The organism is Bacillus sp. EB01 (assembly GCF_000613125.1).
Lineage (GTDB): Bacteria > Bacillota > Bacilli > Bacillales > Cytobacillaceae > Bacillus_D.
Window position 1 is genome coordinate 4,754,254 of sequence record NZ_HG964497.1, and the last position, 22,853, is coordinate 4,777,106.

Annotated in this window: 19 protein-coding genes, 1 other RNA gene and 1 other annotated feature; of the genes, 1 reads left to right on the forward strand and 19 read right to left on the reverse strand. The window is 44.8% G+C overall.

Annotation, left to right across the window (positions count from 1 at the left end; translation table 11 throughout):
- Positions 1–21: 21 nt before the first annotated feature.
- The 14 genes from mltG to TY16_RS22515 all read right to left on the reverse strand — a co-directional run bounded on the left by mltG (position 22) and on the right by TY16_RS22515 (position 15,108).
- Positions 22–1,158, reverse strand: a complete 1,137-nt coding sequence (mltG, locus tag TY16_RS22445) for an endolytic transglycosylase MltG (protein WP_043933970.1) — start codon at positions 1,156–1,158, stop codon at positions 22–24.
- A gap of 566 nt (positions 1,159–1,724) precedes the next feature.
- A complete protein-coding gene (locus tag TY16_RS22450) occupies positions 1,725–2,018 on the reverse strand; it encodes a DUF1292 domain-containing protein (protein ID WP_043933971.1) in 294 nt (97 codons plus the stop codon).
- 10 nt (positions 2,019–2,028) lie between these two features.
- Positions 2,029–2,448 carry a Holliday junction resolvase RuvX gene (ruvX, locus tag TY16_RS22455; protein WP_043933972.1) on the reverse strand — a complete coding sequence of 140 codons (420 nt, stop codon included), beginning with the start codon at positions 2,446–2,448 and terminating at the stop codon, positions 2,029–2,031.
- Complete coding sequence (locus tag TY16_RS22460; RefSeq protein ID WP_043933973.1) at positions 2,448–2,717, reverse strand: IreB family regulatory phosphoprotein; 270 nt, start codon at positions 2,715–2,717, stop codon at positions 2,448–2,450. The genes ruvX and TY16_RS22460 overlap by 1 nt, the downstream gene beginning before the upstream one ends.
- A 75-nt stretch (positions 2,718–2,792) precedes the next feature.
- Positions 2,793–5,426 carry an alanine--tRNA ligase gene (gene alaS / locus TY16_RS22465; protein WP_043933974.1) on the reverse strand — a complete coding sequence of 878 codons (2,634 nt, stop codon included), beginning with the start codon at positions 5,424–5,426 and terminating at the stop codon, positions 2,793–2,795.
- A 358-nt stretch (positions 5,427–5,784) separates the two neighbouring features.
- Positions 5,785–6,846 carry an AI-2E family transporter gene (locus TY16_RS22470; protein ID WP_043933975.1) on the reverse strand — a complete coding sequence of 354 codons (1,062 nt, stop codon included), beginning with the start codon at positions 6,844–6,846 and terminating at the stop codon, positions 5,785–5,787.
- Positions 6,847–7,315: 469 nt separating this feature from the next.
- Positions 7,316–7,507 (reverse strand): hypothetical protein, encoded by a 192-nt coding sequence (locus tag TY16_RS22480; protein WP_043933977.1) that lies wholly within the window; start codon positions 7,505–7,507, stop codon positions 7,316–7,318.
- 12 nt (positions 7,508–7,519) lie between these two features.
- Entirely contained in the window at positions 7,520–8,002 is a 483-nt protein-coding gene (locus tag TY16_RS22485; protein ID WP_231505724.1) for a PRC-barrel domain-containing protein, read from the reverse strand.
- 80 nt (positions 8,003–8,082) lie between these two features.
- Entirely contained in the window at positions 8,083–10,542 is a 2,460-nt protein-coding gene (recD2, locus tag TY16_RS22490; RefSeq protein WP_043933978.1) for an SF1B family DNA helicase RecD2, read from the reverse strand.
- Between the two features lie 33 nt (positions 10,543–10,575).
- Positions 10,576–11,241, reverse strand: coding sequence for a tetratricopeptide repeat protein (locus TY16_RS22495; RefSeq protein WP_043933979.1), 666 nt, complete (start codon positions 11,239–11,241; stop codon positions 10,576–10,578).
- Positions 11,242–11,577: 336 nt separating this feature from the next.
- Positions 11,578–12,696, reverse strand: a complete 1,119-nt coding sequence (gene mnmA / locus TY16_RS22500) for a tRNA 2-thiouridine(34) synthase MnmA (protein WP_043933980.1) — start codon at positions 12,694–12,696, stop codon at positions 11,578–11,580.
- Positions 12,697–12,833: 137 nt separating this feature from the next.
- On the reverse strand, positions 12,834–13,976 hold the full coding sequence (locus TY16_RS22505; RefSeq protein WP_043933981.1) for a cysteine desulfurase family protein: 1,143 nt from the start codon (positions 13,974–13,976) through the stop codon (positions 12,834–12,836).
- Positions 13,977–14,020: 44 nt separating this feature from the next.
- Positions 14,021–14,440 carry a cysteine metabolism transcriptional regulator CymR gene (cymR, locus tag TY16_RS22510; RefSeq protein ID WP_043933982.1) on the reverse strand — a complete coding sequence of 140 codons (420 nt, stop codon included), beginning with the start codon at positions 14,438–14,440 and terminating at the stop codon, positions 14,021–14,023.
- A 2-nt stretch (positions 14,441–14,442) separates the two neighbouring features.
- Positions 14,443–15,108, reverse strand: a complete 666-nt coding sequence (locus TY16_RS22515; RefSeq protein ID WP_043933983.1) for a YczE/YyaS/YitT family protein — start codon at positions 15,106–15,108, stop codon at positions 14,443–14,445.
- Positions 15,109–15,313: 205 nt separating this feature from the next.
- Here TY16_RS22515 and TY16_RS22520 point away from each other — a divergent pair, with 205 nt between their 5' ends.
- Entirely contained in the window at positions 15,314–16,585 is a 1,272-nt protein-coding gene (locus TY16_RS22520) for a replication-associated recombination protein A (protein WP_043933984.1), read from the forward strand.
- Between the two features lie 360 nt (positions 16,586–16,945).
- Here the strand turns inward: TY16_RS22520 and TY16_RS22525 are convergent, their stop codons facing one another.
- From TY16_RS22525 to TY16_RS26730, 5 genes are all read right to left on the reverse strand, one after another.
- Positions 16,946–17,719, reverse strand: coding sequence for a tRNA threonylcarbamoyladenosine dehydratase (locus tag TY16_RS22525; RefSeq protein ID WP_043933985.1), 774 nt, complete (start codon positions 17,717–17,719; stop codon positions 16,946–16,948).
- A 599-nt stretch (positions 17,720–18,318) separates the two neighbouring features.
- Positions 18,319–18,503, reverse strand: a non-coding RNA gene (gene ssrS / locus TY16_RS25970) — 6S RNA.
- An 84-nt stretch (positions 18,504–18,587) separates the two neighbouring features.
- Positions 18,588–20,366 (reverse strand): aspartate--tRNA ligase, encoded by a 1,779-nt coding sequence (gene aspS, locus TY16_RS22530; RefSeq protein ID WP_043933986.1) that lies wholly within the window; start codon positions 20,364–20,366, stop codon positions 18,588–18,590.
- A 12-nt stretch (positions 20,367–20,378) separates the two neighbouring features.
- Positions 20,379–21,650: a histidine--tRNA ligase gene (gene hisS / locus TY16_RS22535; protein WP_043933987.1), complete on the reverse strand. Its 1,272-nt coding sequence runs from the start codon at positions 21,648–21,650 to the stop codon at positions 20,379–20,381.
- Positions 21,651–21,888: 238 nt separating this feature from the next.
- Positions 21,889–22,121 (reverse strand) — a binding site (T-box leader).
- A gap of 86 nt (positions 22,122–22,207) precedes the next feature.
- Positions 22,208–22,384 carry a hypothetical protein gene (locus TY16_RS26730; protein WP_043933989.1) on the reverse strand — a complete coding sequence of 59 codons (177 nt, stop codon included), beginning with the start codon at positions 22,382–22,384 and terminating at the stop codon, positions 22,208–22,210.
- Positions 22,385–22,853: the final 469 nt, after the last annotated feature.

The following is a 22,853-nucleotide window of genomic DNA, read 5'->3' on the forward strand; positions in this document are numbered from 1 at the left end:
TACGCTTTCCCCGGCCTGAAATTAATTATTATTGGTGATATGCTGCGCTTTCAGTTTGTTATGTTCCTGAAGTGTTTTTGAAAAATAAACTTTTCCATCTTTAGCAGCAAGGAAATAATAGAATTTTGTATCCTCTGGATTCAATGCTGCTTCTATTGACATTTTACCAGCATTGGCAATCGGGCCTGGCGGAAGTCCTCGATGTTTATAAGTGTTGTAAGGGGAGTCCACCTCCAGGTCTTTATAAAGGACACGGTCCTTGTGCTCTCCTTGTGCGTAAAGAACAGTCGGGTCTGTTTGCAGCGGCATGCCAGCTTCTATCCGATTGTAAAATACACTTGAGATTCGATTACGGTCAACCTTTTCTGTTGCTTCTTCTTCAATGAGTGAAGCCATCGTCAGCAGCTGGTGAGTAGAAATTTTCTTTTCCTGGCGAATTTGATTATATTCAGCCAAAACAGACTGCGTTTTTTCAAGCATCATAGTAACCAATTCATCAACAGTTGGTTTTTCCTTGTAAATTGGATACGTTGCCGGATACAAATATCCCTCAAGCGGATACTTTATATCTTTATTGAGGATATCTTTTGTCAATAAGTCTGGATACTTCTCCATTAACTTAGTGATATACTCGCGGTTATTCAACGTTTTAAAAACAGATTCCTGAGATTCACCTGAAGCTTTTGCAATTGATGCAGCAATATTTGTAAGCTGCATACCTTCAGGAATGGCTAACCGGAATTTTTCAGGCATAACAACTTTACCTGTTTTTAAGCTTTTGATAATGTTGGGAATCGTCATCGCTGGGGTCATTTTGTATTCCCCAGCCATAAATCCTGACTCATTTTTAAATTTGACATAATATTTAAAAATACGCGCGTTTTTAATAATTCCGTTTTTCTCGAGCTCGTTCGCAATCCCCGTTACCGAAGACCCAATAGGAATAACGACATTCTTCGTTTCCTTGCTCGATGGATCAACTGGTTCTAGCGCAGATTTGACATATAAGTATCCACCGCCGCCAATAGCCAGCGCAAGCACAATTGCAACAAGCGTTATCACAAGGACAATTTTCCTGACTATTTTCGCTTCTCGCTGCCGCTCAATCATTTTTTGGCGGAAGATCTCTTTTTTTCCGTTGTTTTTGTCAGCAGACATTCTGCTTTCCCCTCCTGGTTTTAACAGGCCCTTCATCGACAATGGCATTTGTCTTATGTGTCTTTTGCCTATTATACAACAATTTTCTCTAAATTTTACGTTAACTACCGTTTTAATTTCAGCATATAAGTAAGGTTCTTGTCAATCACTCCCTAAAAAAGGCAACTGCAGTCGAGAAATCTTTAATTCTTTGACAAGAACAAAAGCGTAAGCGCCTTCGTGACAGGCAAAGTGCCGCCCTGTCCCTGCGATGATTATTCTCAGAAGCTTTCCTTAGTGGTCATCGCCGTACAAAATGGAGGAACTTCGACTGAGATAAAGGAATCACGAAGAGCCCTAGCGATTCGATGATGACTTATCGTAGGGAGGAGGCCTGAAGTTTGCGCACGCGTAGGCGCTCCTCATTACGCTATCGCGTAATTTCGTGCGAGGCTTATGCTTCCGGTGCCTTCCTTGTGGAGCTAGACATATATAGATAAATAATAAAGTAATCCACAGCCGCGAATTTATTTTACCTAAACAACAAAAAAAGGCCAGCAATTTCTGCCGGCCTTTTTCCGTTATAATTAATCCTCGTGATCTTCCTGCTCATCCAGGAACGCGCCAAGGATTTCTTCAATTCTGTCCCATTCCTCGTCAGTTTCGATCGGAATTAAATCTCCTGCTTTACCTTCTTCTCCAGGAACAAAGGCTGAAGCATGGATTTCAATTTCGTCATCACCATTTTCATCTGCATCCGCCGGATAATAAAGGACATATGACTTTCCGAACTCTTCTAGATCGAAAGTGGTAAGGATTGTGTACAATTGTTCTTTGCCGTCCTCATCTACTACGGTAATTTGGTTATCTCCATGTTCCATTTCATTCACCTCAAAATTTTTTACTGTCAAGATATCCTTGCAGGATCATGACTGCAGCCATTTTATCAATGACCTTCTTCCGTTTTTTCCTGCTCATATCTGCTTCGAGAAGGACTCGTTCAGCAGCCATGGTTGTCATTCGTTCATCCCAAAGTACGACCGGTATGGAAAACAGGCTTTCAACCTGGTCTGCATACCGCTGGCTTGCCTCGGCGCGAGGGCCAATTGTTCCATTCATGTTTTTGGGATATCCGATTACCACTTGGCTGACTTGGTACTCCTCTATAATTTTACCCAAACGGGCAAAACCAAACTCATTGTTTTCCTCATCGATTTTTATTGTTTCCAGGCCTTGTGCAGTCCATCCCAATTCATCGCTGAGGGCGACGCCGACTGTTTTCGAGCCGACATCCAAACCCATTATCCGCATTATTTGCCTCCGCGTTTTTGTTTCAGATAAAACTTCACCAGTACTTCGATGATTTCATCCCGTTCAAGCTTCCTGATGATGTTGCGTGCATCCCGATGGCGCGGTATATAGGCAGGATCACCAGAAAGCAGGTAACCGACAATCTGGTTGATCGGGTTATACCCTTTTTCCTGAAGTGCTTCATGCACCTGGAAAAGGACTTCGTCTACATCATGTTCAAATGGCTCTTCAGGAAAATTGAATCTCATTGTTTTGTCGAATGAGCTCATTGCCTGCACCTCGCATTTTCGTTTGCATAGAGAATAGATGGTAATATATTCATTCTACACTACTTGTCCCGATTATCAAATTGATTTTACCCATTCTTCAGCAAACTGAAGCGCACTTTCAAGCTTTGCCGGATCTTTTCCGCCTGCCTGGGCCATGTCTGGGCGACCGCCCCCGCTGCCCTCGCACCTCACCGCAACTTCCTTAACAAGCTTGCCAGCATGGTAGCCTTTTCCAATCAAATCTTGAGTTACGGCCGCTATTAAGTTTACTTTTCCTTCATTTGCGCTTCCAAGAACGATGACGGCAGACCCAAGCTTTTGTTTAAGGTCATCAGCCATTCCTCTCAATCCTGGCACATCCTGTCCCTGAACACTAGCAGAAAGCAATGTGATGCCATTTACCTGTCTTGCCTTCGTTGTTAAATTTGAAGCTTCAATATGGCCAAGCTTTGCAGAAAGGGATTCATTTTCACGCTGAAGCTGTTTAAGCTCGCCAAGCAAGCCATCGATTCGTGACGGAAGGTCTTTAGGATTTGCTTTCAATTTCTCCGCAGAATCCTTAAGCAAACCTACCTGACTGTTTAATAGCTCATAAGCAGCCTCACCAGTGACGGCTTCAATCCTGCGTGTACCAGCACCAATTCCGCTTTCAGCGACAATTTTGAACAGACCAATAACTGAAGTATTTGGCACATGGCAGCCTCCGCAAAGCTCAAGGCTATAGTCGCCCACCTTGACGACACGGACAATATCTCCATACTTTTCCCCGAATAGTGCCATTGCACCCATTGCCTTTGCCTCTGCGATTGGCTTTAAGGAAATATCCACCTGAATGTTTTGCCAAATTTTCTCGTTAACAATTTTTTCGATTGCTTCGAGCTCCTCATGTCTTACCTGGCCAAAATGGGAGAAGTCAAAACGAAGACGTTCTGCTTCAACAAGTGATCCAGCCTGATTTACATGTGTCCCAAGTACGTCCTTCAACGCCTGATGAAGCAAGTGCGTAGCTGTATGATTCTTAATAACTCTTACCCTGTTTTCACGATTTACAGCCGCGGCAACATTTTGGCCGGTTTTCAAGGTACCCTCAACAATTTCCACACGATGCAGATTCTGCCCGTTCGGCGCTTTTTTGACGTCCTTGACAAATACTTTCACACCATCACCAATAATAAAGCCCTCATCTGCAATTTGGCCGCCGCTTTCTGCATAAAATGGCGTATGGTCCAAAATCAATTGAACTTCCTCTCCAGTTGAAGCTTCAGTAACAATTTCACCGTTTTGAAGAATAACTAGGACACTTGCATTGGTTTCAAGCTGGTCATAGCCAACAAAGTTGCTCTTTACCGTAATTTCACCTAGTATCCCGCTTTGTACCTGCATGGAATCAATATCCTGCCTTGCAGCGCGTGCACGCTCCCGCTGTGCAGCCATTTCCGCCTCAAAGCCGTCGTAATCAATCCCAAGCCCGCCTTCTTCTGCATATTCTTCTGTCAGTTCAACAGGGAAGCCATAGGTATCATAAAGGCGGAATGCATCTTCGCCTGAAATCTCTTTGCTTCCAGTTTCTTTCGCTTTCTTGATGATTCCTTCAAGAATGGCAAGACCTTCATGCAATGTTTCGTGGAAGCGTTCTTCTTCATTCTTGATTACCTTTTGGATAAACTCCTGTTTGTCCTTAACCTCAGGATAGAAATCATGCATGATTTCGCCTACAACTGGTACTAACTCAAACATAAATGGACGATTAATCCCTATTTGCTTCGCATAGCGGACAGCACGTCGGAGCAAGCGCCTTAAAACATATCCTCGCCCTTCATTTGAAGGCAGAGCGCCATCCCCGACTGCAAATGAAACAGTCCTGATATGGTCGGCAATAACCTTAAATGCAACGTCTGATTCCTTTGATTCGCCATATTTTGCTCCCGAAATTTCCTCGGTCGCACGGATGATTGGCATAAATAGATCGGTATCAAAATTGGTTGGAACGTTTTGAACAACTGATGCCATCCGTTCAAGCCCCATCCCAGTATCAATGTTCTTCTTTGGAAGCGGTGTATACGTTCCGTCGGGATTATGGTTGAATTGGGAAAATACAAGATTCCATACTTCAAGATAGCGATCATTTTCACCGCCAGGATAAAGCTCAGGATCAGTTGGGTCATCGCCATATTCAGGTCCGCGGTCATAGAAAATTTCAGTATTCGGGCCGCTTGGACCCTCGCCGATATCCCAGAAGTTCCCCTCCAGGCGGATTATTCTTTCCACGGGAATGCCAATTTTTTTGTTCCAATAGTCATATGCTTCATGGTCTTCCGGATGGACAGTTACAGATAGTTTTTCAGGATCAAAGCCCATCCATTTTTCTGAAGTCAGGAACTCCCATGCCCACTCAATCGCTTCTTCTTTGAAGTACTCTCCAATTGAAAAATTGCCGAGCATTTCAAAAAAAGTATGGTGGCGCGCTGTTTTTCCGACGTTTTCAATATCATTTGTCCTAATTGATTTCTGGGCATTGGTGATTCTTGGATTATCCGGAATTACCCTGCCGTCAAAGTATTTCTTAAGTGTTGCGACTCCGCTGTTGATCCAAAGAAGGGATGGATCATCATGGGGAACGAGCGAAGCGCTTGGTTCAATCTGATGATTTTTTTCCTGGAAAAAGTCCAGAAACATCTTCCTGATTTGTGAGCCAGTTAATTGTTTCATTTCATATCCTCCATCAATTTTCTCGATGTACAGCCAGCTTAAAAAAGAACACAAAAAAGCCCTCATCCCTGGACAGGGACGAGAGCTATGCTCGCGGTACCACCCTGATTATGGGCAAGTTTCTGCCCATCTCTCATTCATGCCTTAACGCGGCATACGGCAGTGATTAGCTGCACTCCGGATTAGCATTCTGCCAATTTTTCATCCCGGGCTCCTTCCAGCCAATGGAAGCCCTCTCTGGCCGCATAATGCGGTTGGATTGCCAATAGCATACTCAGTCCATCATCATGTTAAAAGATCATTTTTTTCCTATGACTGGATTATAGCGATGCAAAAGGAGTTTGTCAATCAGGCTGATTTAATGAACTTTTACGAAAAATCCCTTGGCATGTATGATGGCTACTTTCAGGATTGCCAGGGTTGGAACGGCCAGGATCAATCCTGGTATCCCTCCAATTTCACCACCCGCTAATAGGGAAAGCATAATGAGCAGCGGGTGCATGTGGAGGCTCTTCCCAACAATGTATGGAGATAAAATATTGCCCTCCAAGAATTGCAGGGAAAACACAATTCCCACCGTAACAAGAATCATTTTAGGAGACATGGAGGCAGCTATCGTGACAGCAGGAATCGCGCCAATAATTGGACCAAAATAAGGAATAACATTGGTCAGAGCAACTACAAGCCCGAGCAGGAGCGGGAAACGAAGCCCAACTAGCCAGAATAGCATAGATGAAATCAGTCCCATAAGCGTACAAACAAGAAGTTGGCCACGGATATAGCCTCCTAATGACTCATCAGCATCTTTTAGAAAACGTACACCTTGTCTCCGCCATTTTTTAGGAGTCATATACCAGATTGCCCTCTTCAGCACTTCATAATCCTTAAGCATGTAAAAAGCGATAAAAGGAATCACTGCAATGGTTAAAATTGAATCCGCCAATTTTCCAAACCCACCCGCAACCCGGTCAAAGAGACTATCCAGCCTAGCCTCCACAGAATTAATCGCGCCGTCAACTTTTTCCCTTATTCCATTCGGCCATCCCTCGGTCCTTTCCTCAAGGCCTGAAATAACTTGGCGATATTGGTCGGCAAAATCTGGTGCGCTTGCCGAGAGCTCGCGTATTTGTGAGATAAAGGCAGGTATTCCCTTATACAACGCAAATCCAGTCCCGCCAAAAAAGATAATATAAATAACAAGTACTGCCAAACCACGATGAACGCCTTTGCTGTGGAGGTTTTCCACGATTGGATGGAGAAGGTATGCGATGAATCCCGCGGTAATAAAGGGAGTTAACAGAAAGCCTATAAGGCGGGCAGCAGGTATCCAGAAAGGCTTTAATATCATTATGACAAAAATTGTTGAAAGCAGCAGAAGGAAAAAACCAATCCGGTAAAACCATTTTAATTGTATGTTCATTCCGCACCTCCCTCAAAGCTAGTTTTTGAGAAGTGCGTGGTGTTTATTCCTAAATAGGCAAGTCCCTCTTACCTACTTTGGTTAAGACACCTATTTTGGGGCTGTTCCCTCCTTCATAGCTCCCAATATCCGATTTCATACTTGGATTTTTAATTAGAACTATATAGATTAAACTATAGTTTTTCTGAGATTTCCGCTCCAGGCACTCGCTTTCCACGGGCGGCCTGGGAGCCTCCTCGGCGCGAGCGCCTGTGGGGTCTCCCACTGACCTTTTCTCCCGCTAGGACGTTGAATAACCTTCAGCGAAAAGACATCGCAGGAGAAAATGCGTCTTTTGCATTTTCGAACGAGTCTTCGTGCCTTCCGTTACAATCAATAATTTGCATATTCATCAGCAATTCTTTAGTTGAACTTATATAAAAGCAAAAAACCAGGGTGTTTACCCCCGGTTTCCCTTTAAAATACATAATTAACTTGAATAACGGCGTTCGTTTTCTTCAAACAGATCATCAAGTGAGCTTAAGGTTCCATCCTCTTCCACCTGGTGGGTATGGATCAGGCCTTTTGAAAGAGAAAGCTCTATAAAACAATTCCAGCAGTAGAACTGGTTGATTCCAATTTTACCGATATCTTTACTCTGGCAGTTGGGGCAGCTTAACATGGAATGGGCACCTCACGTTGTTTCTGGAGTTACGATGATGGTATCCTTTCCAAGCTTCGCGGGCCCGACCGCCTTGATGATTTTTTTCCCATCCTGCAGGTCCGAAAAGAATCCATCCGAAATTTCGTACCCTACGATTGTGCCCAGTTCTTCTTTAAAATATACGTCATTAAGGATTCCAAGCGATTCGCCTTCGCGGTTCATGACCATTTTTCCGGCAATCGGGCTCTGATGAGAAAGAGTATGGAACGGATTGTCCAGCCTTTTCTCAAGAGCTTCTTCTGATGAAATCATGACTCCATCTGGCCCTATGGATTGAATCTTTCCGTAATCAAGATAAAGCTTTTGCTTAAGAAAATTCTGTTTGTTGACGATCAGCCCATATACCTGGCCTTCTGCCAAGCAAAGATCCGCAACCGTCCCAAGTTTTTTTCCACTGTTTTCAGCTATGACGGGCAATCCTTTTACCAATCCGAATGTCCGCAAGACCCTCACGCCCTTTTCGAACATGAATGTCCGGCTGGTTGGGGCAGCTTTACCTCCACCCAGGGGACTTATCGTTAGTTTTTAGCCAGTCACATAAAATCATAAGGCGAAATGTTTTCCATGCCGATCATCGGGCTGGTTTTCATCAGCATTTCCTCATAAGAAGGTTCTGCTCTTGCTGCAGCATATTCCAATTGGGGTTCATTAACATTTTTCACTATTTCAGCAGCGGCCTCTGGCTCATTCTCTACACTTTCCTGTCCATCAGCAGGCAAAGCATCGAGCAATTTCGCAGTAAGCGTTGTCTGCCTTGTCATCTCGTCATTTCGTTCCACTCCGAGCCTGAAGGCATCTTCCTCACCGCAAAGAATCAAAAATTGCCTGCTGCGGGTGATAGCTGTATAAATCAAGTTACGGCGCAGCATTCTGTAATAGCTTCTCGTAACCGGAAAAATTACAATTGGGAACTCGCTTCCCTGCGCTTTATGGACCGATGTGCAATAAGCGTGGGTAATTTGGTTTAAGTCCTGGCGAGTGTAGGTGACCTCGATTCCATCGAATGAGACAATCACCATATCCTGCTTTTCAGTATTCTCTTTTGCATAAAAAATCGAAACGATTTCGCCGATGTCACCATTAAAGACGTTCTTTTCTGGCTGATTCACCAGCTGAAGTACCTTGTCTCCAATCCGATATTTTACATCACCAAAGGTAAGTTCCTTTCTATTACCGTCAGGATTAGGGTTGAAAAGCTCCTGAAGTATGACATTCAGCCTATCAATGCCAGCAGGGCCCTTATACATAGGGGCAAGCACCTGGATATCCCTGACATGATACCCCTTATTCCTGGCATTCAGGGCAACCTTTTCAACCACCTGTGCAAGCTGATGGCCATTGCATTTTATAAAAGAACGATCTGCCTGCTGTTTGGAAAGGTCAGTGGGAACTGTGCCGTTCTTTATTTCGTGGGCAAGCCTAATAATAGAAGACCCCTCTGCCTGGCGGTAAATATCAGTCAGCCTGACTGTCGGTATCCGTTCAGATCTAAGCAAATCCTTTAGAACCTGTCCAGGGCCAACGGATGGAAGCTGATCTTCATCGCCAACAAGGATAACCTGAATTGATTCGGGCAGCGCCTTGAAGAGCTGATGGGCAAGCCAAATATCAACCATCGAGGATTCATCAACAATTAGGAGCTTTCCTTCAAGACTTGCTTCTTCATCATGGTTGAAGGTTTCTGACCCTGTATAGCCAAGAAGCCTATGGATCGTAACAGCCGGCAGCCCTGTTGACTCACTCATCCGCTTAGCCGCTCGTCCAGTCGGTGCAGCCAGCAGGATTGGAAAAGCTTCATCTTTTTTAAGATAATCCTTTGGCTCGAGGGAACAGCCGTGAAGCTCTGCATAAAGCTCGACAATCCCCTTTATGACAGTTGTTTTTCCAGTACCCGGACCACCTGTTAAAATCATCATCGGCGATTGGATCGCAGTCTGGATTGCTTCCTTTTGCGATGGCGCATATTCGACGCCAAGCCTTTCTTCCAGGTTCCCAAGCGCTAACAGAAATTCGGACTCTGGGAACTGCCCGAACTCTTTTTGTTCGAGAATCGTCTTGATACTCGAGACAAGCCCTTTTTCCGAAAAATAAAGAGAGGGCAAGTATACCCGCTGATTTTCTCCAGCAATCTTGCCTTCTTCTTCAAGCTTGATTAACTCCGCTGTAATGTCCTTGAATTCAATGACATCTCGCTTGTTCTCCTCTAGCAGCGCCTTAACCCGGAGCAGCACATCCCGTGCTTCCAAATAAACATGTCCTGCCTGCATACACTCCGATTCAAGCGTGTAAAGGCACGCTGCCTTTATCCTGTCCGGGTGGCTGCCGGAAATACCAAGCTGAAAGCCTAGCTCGTCCGCTCTGGTAAATCCGATGCCCTCAATGTCCTCGACCAGCTGGTATGGGTTTTTCTGAATGACTTCTATCGTTGTTTCTTTGTAAACCTGATAAATCTTCATTGAAAGCTGCGGCCCGAATCCATATTGATTCAGGGCAACCATCACTTGTTCCAGCCCCTGATGCTCCATTAACGTGTCATAAAGCATCTTTGCCTTATCAGGAGGCAGCTTTGGAATTGTATCGAGAAGCGAAGGCTGGTTCAGAATACGGGAAATTGCTTTTTCACCTAGCACTTCTACAATGGTTTCAGCGGTTTTTTTGCCAATTCCTTTAAAGATTTCACTTGAGAGATAAGCGATTACACCCTGTTTGGACTGGGGGATATCGTTTCGGAAATGAGTAACATGAAATTGCAGACCAAACTTCGGGTGCTCTTTAAATTCCCCGTAAAATAAATACGATTCCTGATCATGCAGCTTTGGGAAGTAACCTGTGACAACAGCTTCACGGTCTTCATACGTATCATTTGTATCGTCGACCCTAATTTTTGCAACTGTATACATGTTTGCTTCATTGTGGAAGATGGTCACAAATGGCCGTCCCTTGAGATATTTCCCCTGTTCGGAAAAAAGATCAAGTGAATCCTGCTGGTCCATAACAGCCCTCCTTTATGAAAGGTATTTCAATGGTTACATTTCTCCGCCAAGGCTGTCTTCAATAAACTGCTTTACACTCGCAGCCATACTATGTTCAGGATCAATCCGGAGAGCCTCATTCAAAAATCCAAGAGCTTTAGAAGTTTCCTCTTTAAAAGCGTAAGCGACTCCAAGGTTGTAGTACGCATCGGCATGGTTGGCATCCAATTGAATACAAGCGTCAAATTGTTCAATGGCAAGGTCGAGTTGATTTTCCTGGGCTAGGTTTAGGCCATAGTGAAAACGTGCATCGACGTCTTCAGGTGAAAGCTCAACACTTCTTTGCAAATAAGGAATAGCAAGGAGGGTTTTGCCATCCTGGCTAAGTGACATTCCAAGCATGAAAAAATTGTCGCTCGAATTCAGTCCCTTTTTCATAGCCGCTTCAAACATAACCGTAGCTTTTTCAAAACTCTTCTTGTTGTAGTAGAGAGTTCCGATGCTATAGTAGGCAGCAGCTGCAGTATCATCAAGCTCCAATGCTTTTTGGAAAAATTTCATTGCCCGCTCGTCATCTCCAGTAGCCGCGAGCAAATTGCCAAAATTAATATATCCAACCGGGTCTGCCGGATTCTCTTCTATAGCTTCATTGAAGGCGATCGCCGCTTCTTCAAGCTGCCCCGCCTGCATAAGTTCAATTCCTTTTACATTTTTGTCCATTATTATCACACTCCATCAGAACACAGTATACCATAATGCTATTATCTTTTTTAATAGATGCAAATGGCAGCCCGAACTATTTCAATTTGTACTACACACAGGTAATTGTGACCGTCTCTCGATTACAGGATGGAGCTGAAAAAAGTAACAGAGCGTTTCAGTGACAATTGGAGCCCTCAGGCGTGTATATCCGGAGTTTCAGAGTAGATATCCGAGAAATTAGAAATTTATCCGAGATTTTTGGGTAGATATCCTGTAAATTCACAATTCAGACAAAATTCAAAGCAGCAAAAAATCCCGATCCACCAGCAGTCACACTGGGAATCGGGATTCGTTTTATCCTACATAATCTAATTTTTCACCGTTCATGAAAACTTCGTCAATCGTACCGCCGCCTAGGCATTCGTCACCATTGTAAAAGACGACAGCCTGACCAGGAGTGACAGCGCGGATAGGTTCATCAAACACTACCTCCGCTCTGCCTTCTTCAAGCAGCTTTACTGTGACACTATTATCTTCCTGACGGTATCTGAATTTCGCCGTGCACTTGAACTCGGCTGGCTTTTCGGAATCTGAAGTCCAGCCTACATTGTCAGCCAGAATTGAAGTTGAATATAGCTTTTCATTATCAAAGCCTTGTCCGACATAAAGGACATTCCGCTCCAGGTCCTTGCCGATAACAAACCATGGATCACCTTGGCCGCCAATGCCAAGCCCATGGCGCTGGCCGATAGTGTAATACATAAGGCCGTCATGTTTGCCCTTGATTTCTCCATCCATCGTTTCCATATTGCCTGGCTGGGCTGGCAGATATTGACCGAGAAATTCCTTGAAGTTCCGCTCACCGATAAAGCAGATACCTGTGCTGTCCTTTTTCGCAGCTGTTGCGAGTTCCGCTTCGGCAGCTATCTTCCTGACTTCGGACTTTTGAAGACCGCCAATTGGGAACATGACCCTGCTCAACTGATCCTGGTTCAACTGATTAAGGAAGTACGTTTGGTCCTTGTTTTCATCAAGACCGCGCAGCATCTTGTATTCGCCATCACGGTAGGCAACCTGAGCATAGTGTCCCGTTGCAAGGTAATCGGCACCAAGCTTCAGGGCATGTTCAAGGAACGCCTTGAACTTTATTTCCTTGTTGCACATAACATCCGGGTTAGGTGTTCTGCCAGCTTTGTATTCTTCAAGGAAATAGGTGAAGACCTTGTCCCAGTATTGCTTTTCAAAATTGACCGCATAATACGGGATCCCAATCTGATTGCACACTCGGATGACATCGTTATAATCCTCTGTTGCGGTACAGACCCCATTTTCATCTGTATCGTCCCAGTTCTTCATGAAAATTCCGATGACATCATAGCCCTGCTGCTTCAAAAGCAATGCAGCGACGGAAGAGTCCACTCCCCCGGACATCCCAACAACAACCCTTGTGTCTTTCGGCTCTTTTCTTTCCATAGCTATCACCACACTTTTTCTATAAAAATATATTGTAAGGGAAACTCCCTAAAAGTTATTAAACAACTCGCCTATTGGTAAAGATTAGGCATTGATGCGGAATGGAGTGAAATCCTCCTTTTCGCTAAAAATGGCTGCTAACCGCGCAGCCGTTTTGTTATTTTTGCTGTCTCTTTTGCTGTCCGCACAATATCCTCTTCTGTCGTGCCAAGCCCGAAGCTGAATCTAATTGAATTGGCGATTCGCTCGGATTCACTCCCAAACATGGCCACAAGAACATGAGACGGCTCAATTGAACCGGCCGTGCACGCGGAACCACTTGAAACTGCTATCCCGGCCAAATCAAGGTTGACTAACATCGCCTCAACATTGGTCCCAGGAAAACTCAAGTTTACTATATGAGGCAATGAGTTTACAAGCGAACCGTTCAGCTCGAACGTGGAAGTTTCTTCCTCAAGCACTTCGATAAACCGCTTTTTCAGGCGCAGGTAATTTTCAGCCTTTTCTTCCCTTGCATCGGCCGCAATCTGGGCAGCTTCCATAAAACCGAGGATTGAAACAAGATTTTCAGTTCCCGCCCTGCGTTTCCGTTCCTGCTCGCCTCCGAACGACCTTGGTGACAGCCGAATTCCTTCTCTTGCAAAAAGAAAGCCCGTCCCCTTTGGACCGTTGATTTTATGGGCGGATACTGACAACAAGTCAATGCCGGCTTTTTTCACATCAATATCAACAAGCCCATAAGCCTGCACCGCATCAGTATGGAAGAAGGCCTGATGACCGCTTAAAAGAGCACCGATTTCTTCAATTGGCTGAAGCGTGCCCACCTCGTTGTTTCCGTACATAATCGTGACAAGAATCGTTTCATCTGTTAATGCCTTCTCCAGTTCATCAAGTGAAATCCTGCCTGTTTCATCCACAGACAGATAGGTTACCTGAAACCCTTGATCTTCAAGTTTCTTGCAGGCGTGCAGAACCGCATGGTGTTCAACTGCAGTTGTGATAATATGCCTGCCCTTTTCTTGATTGGATTCCGCTATCCCCAATATCGCCAGGTTATCCGCTTCGGTTCCACCGCTTGTAAAAATAATTTCGTTAGCCTTTGCTGCTATTCCCTTAGCCAAAACGTGGCGGGCTTCATCAAGCAAGTGGCGGGCTTCCCTGCCATAAGAGTGTATGCTCGATGGATTTCCATAAAAAGTCCCCATTGCACTGGCCATCTTTTCAATAACCTTCGGGTGCATAGGGGAGGTCGCAGCATGGTCCAAATAAATCCGTTCCATGGAAAATCACCTTCGTTTCTATGTTACTATTGCTATTCTATCCTTTAGATATAAAACATATAAGAATCTGGATTTTGATCTTCACTATGATTGGCCAAATCCTCAATTGTAGTGCTATCGAGCACGTCCCTGATGGCATCTCTGATTCTGATCCAAAGCTCGCGTTTAGCCGGCTCTTCATCCTCCATGCCCTCGACAGGTGTAATCGGACCCTCAAGAACCCTGATAATGTCACCAGCAGTTATTTGCGCTGGTTCCTTAGAGAGAAGATATCCCCCATAAGCTCCTCTAATGCTTTTAACCAGACCCGCATTTCGGAGCGGAGCGACCAGCTGTTCAAGATAATGCTCCGATAGATCATTTGCCTGGGCGATTGCTTTAAGCGAAATCGGTCCTTCTCCATGCTTTTTTGCCAATTCAATCATAATTGTTAATCCGTACCGACCTTTAGTAGAAATTTTCACAACTAGGCCTCCTTACTAATGTGCAGTTCATCTTTTCTTTTTACTTTTTCTAAAATTACATCTGTCAATCTGTTGCATTGCGGCATCACTGCCCCGAATATCGGGCCAATCATAAAGCTAAACAGGATGGTTCCCCAGCTAACCGGGCCTCCAAGCCACCATCCAATCAGAAGGACAATTACCTCCATTGAACCGCGAACATTCCGGATTTTCCAACCAGTCTTCTCGTAAACTGCTGCCATCAGGCTGTCGCGGGGCCCCGTACCAAGGCCTGCCGAGATATAAACACCCATGCCGCACGCATAGACAATGATTCCAAGAGCAAACATGGCCGCCTCGCCAAAATGCGAAGAAGGCTCTTTTATAAAAGGCATCAACATGTACATATCAATAAATACGCCAATTAAAAGCATATTTAAAAACGCACCAATATGCGGAATTTCCTTTGCAATGATTGCAGCCGCTGTCAAGATTACAACTCCTACCAGTATCGACCAGCTGCCGACAGTCAAACCTATTTGATAATAGAGGCCAACGTGGAAGACATCCCACGGTGTTGCCCCTGCATTGCTTCTGATAAGCAAGACAACTCCAAGAGACATGATAAGCAGGCCAATTGTAAAAACCGTCAGCCTCGCCCCTATCTGCCCCTTTCTTTTTTTAAACAATGAAAAGGACCCCTTTGCTTTAACAAACTATATTCGCTAACTCTATCCTGCTATTACTATTTAAAAACTGAGTATATAGGTAGGCTTTAGAAATTATAGCACAAACAATGGGAATATGCATTGGTTCGGGAAAATTGCGATAATAGCAGAACTGGATGAGGAGTGGTAAACTAAAAGGATAGACTTGTCTTTGGAGAGATGCATAATGAAGCAAGATAAACCACTTGCCTTTAGGATGCGGCCGAGAACGCTTGATGAAGTGTGCGGCCAGGAGCATTTAGTTGGCGATGGAAAAATAATAGCCAGAATGGTCAAAGCAAAACAGCTTTCTTCCATGATCCTGTATGGCCCCCCGGGCATCGGAAAGACGTCGATTGCAAGTGCGATTGCAGGCAGCACCCGATACGCCTTCAGGACATTGAATGCTGTCACGAATAATAAAAAGGATATGGAAATCGTCGCTGCTGAAGCAAAAATGTCAGGCAAGGTCATTCTACTTCTTGATGAGGTCCATCGCCTTGATAAGGCGAAGCAGGATTTTCTGCTCCCTTACCTTGAAAACGGGATGATAACCCTGATTGGCGCAACAACGAGCAATCCCTATCATAGCATCAATCCTGCAATCAGAAGCCGCTGCCAAATATTCGAGCTTAAGCCGCTGGATCCGGAAGATATTAAAAAGGCGATCAACAGGGCTCTAGAGGATGATGAACGCGGCCTTGGCTCAATGGATATCGAAATCACCCCTGAAGCAATGAACCATTTTTCCCAGGGATCAGGCGGCGATGTCAGAAGTGCACTAAATGCTGTGGAGCTTGCGTCACTTTCAACCGAGCCCAATGAATCTGGAAAAATTGTAATTGACGTTGCGACTGCAGAGGAATGCCTGCAGAAAAAAAGCTTTGTCCATGATAAGGACGGAGACGCACATTATGACGTTCTTTCAGGATTCCAAAAATCAATCCGCGGCAGCGATGCCAACGCCGCTCTCCATTATCTAGGGCGTCTAATCGAAGCAGGCGACCTCCCGAGCATAGCCAGAAGGCTTTTGGTAATTGCCTATGAGGATGTCGGACTTGCAAACCCTCAGGCAGGTGCCAGGACACTTGCAGCAATTGAAACAGCAGAGCGAATTGGTTTCCCTGAAGCGAGAATCCCGCTTGCCAATGCCGTAATCGAGCTTTGTTTATCGCCGAAATCAAACTCTGCGATCATGGCAATCGATTCGGCTCTGGGTGATATCAGGAAAGGCCTATCCGGCGATGTTCCCGACCACCTTCGCGATGCCCATTACAAAGGCGCAAAGGAGCTTGGACGCGGAATTGACTATTTGTATCCCCATGACTATGAAACAGGCTGGGTGCGCCAGCAATACCTTCCTGACAAACTGAAGCACAAACGCTACTACCAGCCAAAGAAAAACAGCAAATTTGAACAGGCATTTGCATCCGTTTATGAAAAATTAACGAAAGAATAACAGAGAGGTTTCCTTGGTGGAAGCCTTTCTTCTTTCTGTAAATATTTTCCTGTTCCAGATCAAAATGTAGCTAACCAGCTTATTGGAACCGTTTTGGGCTCTCAGGCGGGCCAAAATGTAGCCAATAGGCTTTATTGGAACCGTTTCAAGCTTCCCGGCAGGTTAAAATGTAGCCAATAGACTGTATTGGAACCGTTTCGAGCTTCCCAGCAGGTTAAAATGTAGCCAATTAGGCTTAGAAGCCTTTCAAGCACTTAGGCAAGACAAACTGTTCCTTTGTGGAGCCGGAAATTAAAAGCATTCTTTAACAAATGAAAAAAGAAACCCATAGCCTGAAGGCCATGGATTCCATTAATTCATTTATTTTTCAGGAACGCCGGAAACACGGTCGATATGAATGTCTTTAAGAAGTTCCCGAACCACATAGCTTGCCATAATCAGTCCAGCAACAGACGGGACGAATGCGTTCGAGGAAGGCGGCATCTGCGCTTTCCTGATTTCAGCTTTATCATTGCCAACTACTTTTCGTACGTCCTCACGAATGACAATCGGGCTTTCGCTTGAAAAAACAACCGGAATTCCCTTCCTAATGCCTTCCTTGCGCAACTTTGTCCGGATGACTTTGGCAATCGGGTCAGTATGAGTTTTGAAAATATCAGCAATTTCAAAGCGGGTCGGATCCATTTTATTGGCCGCTCCCATACTTGAAATCATTGGGATGCCACGTTTCAGGCATTCCTTGATTAAATGGACTTTGTAAATAATCGTGTCTGAGGCATCGATAACAAAATCCGGTTTATAGGAAAACACTTCTTCATATGTTTCTTCGGTGTAGAACATTTTAAGGGAAATGACTTCACAATCAGGATTGATGTCGGCAATCCGTTCCTTCATCAAATCCGCCTTTGGCTTTCCAACCGTTGACAATAGCGCAATCACCTGGCGATTTACGTTTGTAATATCCACAACATCCTTATCAATAAGAATCAAACGTCCTACACCGGACCTGGCCAAGGCTTCTGCCGAAAAAGATCCTACTCCGCCAATACCAAGCACTAATACTGTGCTGTTCTTCAAAATATCCAGGCCTTCCTGGCCGATTGCAAGTTCATTACGTGAAAATTGATGCAGCATTGCTATCACTCCATTTATATATCTGGCATACAGATTCCATTCCGCCTTTCACCCTCGGGCGGATGACGCTTTTATGTATCTTTACCCCGATAAAATATATACTATCCTCTTTTTTTATGCAAGAAGATTTCCAATCAAAGTCTAATGAATAAAACCATATGAACAACATTTCAGGTTGCCGAACGAACCAAAGTGTTATTCATATAGCGGATGAATGACATTTCAGGCTCTCGAACTACCCAAAGTGTTATTCATAAACCCAATGAATGACATTTCAGGTTCCCGAACTAGACAAAGTGTCATTCATAGTCCCAATGAATGACATTTCAGGCTCCCGAACTAGGCAAAGTGTCATTCATAAACCCAATGAATGACATTTCGGGTTCCCGAACTAGGCAAAGTGTCATTCATAAACCCAATGAATGACATTTCGGGTTCCCGAACTAGACAAAATGTTATTCATAGCCTGCCGCAATCAAAAACGCCTGTTTCCGTGTATCATAACAATACTATTCTCGACTAGCATTGAATTATTTCTCCAAAAAACACAACAAAAAACCGGAGGATGCATCCTCCGGGAAAGTATGTATTAAAGGACGAAGAGTCCCAACCTGTGCCGTTACCTGATTCCTTCGTTTTGGCCCGCATTAAGCAGGTGGGTGTCCTGTCCGCCGTCACTGTAAGTCCCTAAAAAGGGCATTTACGCGGCAACGAAACCCGGACTCCCGAAGAAAAAATGTTCGGTCAAAACATTTAGGCGATGCAACGTACACTTCAGGACTCTTCTAACTTGAGTACATCATAGCATATTGGGTCGATTTGTTCAAGCAACAACCCTTGTTACCTGTAATTTCCAGGTATGCTTTTACTAGGCCTTTTCATTTTTTGTTTTAAGGGCAAGATGAAGTTCATCCAATTGTGCATGGCTGACTTCACCAGGGGCGTTTGTCAATAAATCGCTTGCCGAAGCCGTTTTCGGGAATGCAATTGTGTCACGAAGGTTTGTGCTGCCCGTAAGTAGCATGACCAGTCTATCAAGCCCAAGTGCAATTCCGCCATGCGGAGGTGTGCCGTATTCGAAGGCTTCGAGAAGGAATCCAAATTGCTCTCTGGCTTCTTCTTCGCTAAAGCCTAGCACCTTGAACATTTTTTCCTGGATTTGGGCTTCGAAAATTCTCAGGGATCCGCCGCCAAGCTCGTAGCCATTCAAGACAAGGTCATAGGCTTGGGCGCGGACTTCCACTGGATTTTCGTCCAATAAATCAAGGTCTTCACGGAATGGCATAGTGAATGGATGGTGGGCGGCGTAATAACGGCCATCCTCCTCTGAATATTCCAGCAGCGGCCAATCGGTCACCCAGAGGAAATTGAATTTACTCTGGTCGATCAACTCAAGCTCACGGCCTAGTTTTAACCTCAAGGCACCAAGTGCGTCGGCCACAACAGATTTCTTGTCAGCGACGAACAGGAGCAGGTCGCCAACCTCTGCCTCGGTGATGGCTTTGATTGCTTCGCCGTCTTCCGCGGAGAAGAATTTTGCAATCGGTCCTTTTAGCCCGTCAGCCTCTACCTTTAGCCAAGCCAGTCCTTTTGCACCGTAAACGCCGGCAAACTCACCAAGCGCATCAATATCCTTACGCGAATATTTTGCAGCGCCGCCTTTTACAGCAATCGCCTTCACCTGTCCACCATTTTCAACAGCTGACGCGAATACTTTGAAACCAGATCCTGCTACTGCTTCGGAAAGGTCCTTCAGTTCCATGCCAAAGCGTGTGTCAGGCTTGTCAGATCCATATCGGGACATGGCTTCCTCATATTTCATACGAGGGAACTTGGCAGGAATTTCAACACCCTTTACTTCTTTTAATAGCTTGGACATCATCTGCTCCATCATTCCGATAATATCATCCTGGCTCATAAAGCTGGTTTCGATATCGATTTGCGTGAATTCCGGCTGGCGGTCGGCACGAAGGTCCTCATCACGGAAACAGCGGGCAATCTGGTAATACCGTTCCACTCCTCCAACCATCAGCAGCTGTTTAAACAGCTGTGGAGATTGCGGCAGTGCATAGAATTCTCCTGGATGGACCCGGCTTGGGACGAGATAGTCACGTGCGCCTTCAGGAGTGCTTTTTGTCAGAATCGGTGTTTCAATATCCAAGAAGCCTTCTCCATCAAGAAATTCACGGATAGTTTTTGTCACCTGGTGGCGCATTTTTAAAGTATTGAAAATCACCGGGCGCCGGAAGTCAAGATACCTGTATTTCAATCGAACATCCTCAGATGCATCTGTTTTATCGGAAATAAGGAAAGGCGGAGTCTTCGCTTCATTGATAATCGTTACACTCTCGGCGATTATTTCAATCTCTCCTGTAGATATGTTCTCATTAATTGTCCCTTTATCACGGGCTACAACTGTGCCGACCACATTAAGGACATACTCGCTGCGGATTTTCTCGGCAATCTTATGAACGTCACTCTGCTGATCTGGATTGAAAACAACCTGGACAATGCCTGTGCGGTCACGCAAGTCTACAAAGATTAGGCCTCCGAGGTCCCGGCGCTTCTGAACCCATCCTTTTAAAGTAACTTTTTCTCCTGTTGCAGCATGCGGGACTTCGCCGCAAAAATAACTTCTTCCGTACATTATTATTCCTCCTTATCCTTGCAGTTCCCCGAACATTTTTACAAAAGAAGCTAGTTCTACTTCTTTCTGGTCGCCGGAAACCATATCTTTCAAATTGATAACACCTTTATCTAGTTCATCGTCACCAAGTACGGCAACAAATCGGGCATTCAACCGATCGGCAGCCTTGAATTGGGCCTTAAGCTTCCTGTTCAAATAATCGCGTTCGGCGGAAATCCCCTCTTTGCGAAGCTGCTGCAGCAAACCGACTGAATAGTCCTTTGCCTTTTCACCTAAAGAGACGATGTAGACATCTATTTCCCGCTTGACCGGGAGCTTGACTTTCTCTGCATCCAGTGCGGCTATGAACCTTTCTATACTCAAAGCAAAGCCGATTCCTGCTGTTTCAGGACCTCCAAGATCCTCAACCAGGCCATTATAGCGGCCGCCGCCAGCGAGAGTGGTGATCGCGCCAAAGCCCTCTGCTTCACTCATAATCTCAAAGGCTGTGTGGTTATAATAATCAAGGCCTCGGACAAGATTTGGGTCAACTTCGAATGAAATATCCAGCTGTTTAAGATAATCCTGAACCTTTTCAAAATAGGAACGGGATTCTTCGTTAAGATATTCGACTATTGATGGAGCCGACTTCATTAACTCGTGGTCGCGGTCCTTTTTGCAGTCAAGGATCCTGAGCGGATTTTTCTCAAGCCTAGTTTGGCAATCGCTGCAAAACTCTCCGATCCGCGGCTGAAAGTGGCTGATAAGCGCTTCCCTGTGGTCCTTGCGGCTTTCCTTGTCGCCCAGGCTATTGATGACTAGCTTCAATTTTTTCAGTCCCAGCTTGCTGTATAAAGCCATTGCCAGCGAAATCACTTCCGCATCAATCGCAGGATCGTTGCTGCCAAGCGCCTCGACTCCGAACTGTACAAACTGGCGGAAGCGGCCTGCCTGCGGACGTTCATAGCGGAACATTGGCCCCATATAATAAAGCTTTACAGGCTGGTCGGCATATCCGAACATTTTCTTTTCTACATAAGCACGGACTGTTGAAGCAGTTCCTTCAGGGCGGAGGGTAAGGCTTCTGCCGCCGCGATCTTCGAAGGTATACATTTCCTTTGTAACGATATCTGTTGTGTCACCGACTCCTCGGCTAAAAAGGTCTGTATGTTCAAAAACAGGCGTCCTGATTTCCTGGTATTGAAAGACTTTGCAAAGCTTGCGAGCTGTTTCTTCAATCAGTTGCCACGTTTCTACCTGCCCTGGCAGGATATCCTGGGTTCCCCTGGGAATATTGATCGTCATGCGGATTCCTCCTTAAATATTTCTTTATATGTATCATGCAATGGCCCTTTTGGTGGACCGGTGATAGGAATTCTTTTTGAATAGCTTTAACAAACCCTTTAAGGCCGCCAACCATGGCTCTTTTTAAAGACAGGATTATGTTAAACAACACTGTTGATTTCGGCTCTTGCTGCTTCAATCGTACTGTTAAAAAACAAAATGCAAAATAAAAAAACTCCCCTCCCCTGTTTATTCCTAAACAAGGGACGAGAGTTTTGATTCCCGTGGTGCCACCCTAATTGAAACCCAAAAATCCGGGCTTCCTCTTTTACAGTTAACGCCTGCAACGTTCACCCCCTACTGCATTTTTCAGGGGGAAACCTCCGGAGTGTTCATTCATCAATCCTGCATGCGGGAAGGCTTTCAGCCCGGGACCCTCCCTCTCTGAACATGGCTTGTGGGTTGATTACTATGCTCCATCAACGGTTCTATCCGTATACCTATGCAGCGAAGCAACAAAGGTGCCTTCGCTTTATTTATTTTATGATAAAGACCTCAACGCTTGTTGTCAAGCCGAATTACGATCTCTCAAGCCGTTTTTTCAGTTTTCGGACATCGCGGATGGTCAACCCAAATTCACTAGCCAGCTCATACGTGCCAGAATTCTGTTCCTTTTCGATAAAATCATGGAAGTCTACCCCAAATACTCCCTTTTCCCCTGATTGCGCATGCATTCCTTTGTCGCTGAATCTCATATCCTGCACCTCTCCATCACATGATTATTTTTCTAGTGTTCCCAATCACATGAAAAAGTTTCGAGGTCCTTTGATAAATTTTCTTCAGTTTTTGGTTCATATACTAGGTGTGTACTGGGATAACAATTTCCTTGATTTCAGGTAAAGCAAATTTTGAATCCGGTATTGGAATCATTTTAAGAAAGTAACCCTAACAAAACAATTTTAATAGCCTCTCTCTTGGTATCGTTTCAAACCGAAAACCAAGCCTAAACAACGTCAATAGCCTCTCTTGGAACCATTTCATACCGAAAACCAAGCCAAAACAATTTCCATAGCCTCTCTTGGAACCATTTCACAACGAAAAAAAAGTCAAAGCGATTTCAATAGAACTTCCTATATTTTTTCAATACAGTCCGCCATACCAGCGCTTTTGGCTCCTTCGAAAATAGAATTGGCTAGAAAAATGAAAAAACGAATGAAACTGGGA

Bases quoted from the DNA above. Each gene is read 5' to 3' on its own strand.
- TY16_RS22495 (WP_043933979.1), bottom strand. From the start codon at position 11,241: ATGGACAAAAATGTAAAAGGAATTGAACTTATGCAGGCGGGGCAGCTT.
- hisS (WP_043933987.1), bottom strand. From the start codon at position 21,650: ATGACGATCAATATTCCCAGGGGAACCCAGGATATCCTGCCAGGGCAG.
- TY16_RS22470 (WP_043933975.1), bottom strand. From the start codon at position 6,846: ATGAACATACAATTAAAATGGTTTTACCGGATTGGTTTTTTCCTTCTG.
- mltG (WP_043933970.1), bottom strand. From the start codon at position 1,158: ATGTCTGCTGACAAAAACAACGGAAAAAAAGAGATCTTCCGCCAAAAA.
- recD2 (WP_043933978.1), bottom strand. From the start codon at position 10,542: ATGGACCAGCAGGATTCACTTGATCTTTTTTCCGAACAGGGGAAATAT.
- TY16_RS22505 (WP_043933981.1), bottom strand. From the start codon at position 13,976: ATGGAACGGATTTATTTGGACCATGCTGCGACCTCCCCTATGCACCCG.
- ruvX (WP_043933972.1), bottom strand. From the start codon at position 2,448: ATGCGGATAATGGGTTTGGATGTCGGCTCGAAAACAGTCGGCGTCGCC.
- aspS (WP_043933986.1), bottom strand. From the start codon at position 20,366: ATGTACGGAAGAAGTTATTTTTGCGGCGAAGTCCCGCATGCTGCAACA.
- TY16_RS26730 (WP_043933989.1), bottom strand. From the start codon at position 22,384: ATGAGATTCAGCGACAAAGGAATGCATGCGCAATCAGGGGAAAAGGGA.
- TY16_RS22520 (WP_043933984.1), top strand. From the start codon at position 15,314: ATGAAGCAAGATAAACCACTTGCCTTTAGGATGCGGCCGAGAACGCTT.
- TY16_RS22450 (WP_043933971.1), bottom strand. From the start codon at position 2,018: ATGGAACATGGAGATAACCAAATTACCGTAGTAGATGAGGACGGCAAA.
- TY16_RS22480 (WP_043933977.1), bottom strand. From the start codon at position 7,507: ATGTTAAGCTGCCCCAACTGCCAGAGTAAAGATATCGGTAAAATTGGA.
- TY16_RS22460 (WP_043933973.1), bottom strand. From the start codon at position 2,717: ATGAGCTCATTCGACAAAACAATGAGATTCAATTTTCCTGAAGAGCCA.
- mnmA (WP_043933980.1), bottom strand. From the start codon at position 12,696: ATGGAAAGAAAAGAGCCGAAAGACACAAGGGTTGTTGTTGGGATGTCC.
- alaS (WP_043933974.1), bottom strand. From the start codon at position 5,426: ATGAAACAATTAACTGGCTCACAAATCAGGAAGATGTTTCTGGACTTT.
- TY16_RS22525 (WP_043933985.1), bottom strand. From the start codon at position 17,719: ATGCTGCATCAATTTTCACGTAATGAACTTGCAATCGGCCAGGAAGGC.